The organism is Mesorhizobium sp. M7A.F.Ca.CA.003.01.2.1 (assembly GCF_003998945.1).
Taxonomy (GTDB): domain Bacteria; phylum Pseudomonadota; class Alphaproteobacteria; order Rhizobiales; family Rhizobiaceae; genus Mesorhizobium; species Mesorhizobium ciceri.
This window is the reverse complement of record NZ_RZRA01001586.1, coordinates 1-581: the sequence shown is the minus strand read 5'-3', so window position 1 is coordinate 581 and position 581 is coordinate 1. Positions and strand designations below refer to the sequence as shown.

Below are 581 nucleotides of genomic sequence, written 5' to 3'. Positions count from 1 at the left end.
GAATAGCAGGTGCGAAGCATCTGTTCGGCCATCTGGTCGACGGTGGTGATGAAGGAGTTCTTCAGCACCTCGAACGTTACCGGATCGAGGCCAGGGCCCGTTTCAATCAGCTTTGTCATGTCTCAGCCTTTCGTCACGATGAGAATGTTCAGGAAGCCATCGACGGTCGCGCTCATTCCCGGCGGAACCACGGTGGTGGAATCGAACTGTTCGACGATGGCGGGTCCCGCAAAGGCAGCGCCGGCGCTGAGTTGGTCGCGTTCATAGACAGCCGCATCATGAGATACGCCGTCGAACCAGACGCCGCGGCGGCCGAGCGGCTCGGGCACATGAGGCAAGACTTCGTGTCGCGGTATCTCGGCTTTCGGGACGATGCCGATCGCCTTGACCGCGATGCGGAAGATCGACACCGGCGCCTCTTCGCGGCGGTAGTTGAACTCGCGTTCGTGTTCGTTGTGGAATGCCTCGATCAGCGGGCAGATGCTCTCGATCCGCGCCGGGGCTGACACCGCGAGCGAGCGCCATTGGCCCTGGTACATCATCTCGACCGTGCGCTGCAGCGCCATGTCTTCCTGCGCCAC

The 581-nt window shown here is 61.8% G+C and carries 1 pseudogene; it reads right to left on the bottom strand.

Annotation, left to right across the window (positions count from 1 at the left end):
• Positions 1-122: 122 nt before the first annotated feature.
• Positions 123-581: pseudogene (locus EN969_RS34375) on the bottom strand (hydantoinase/oxoprolinase family protein); the annotation flags it as partial.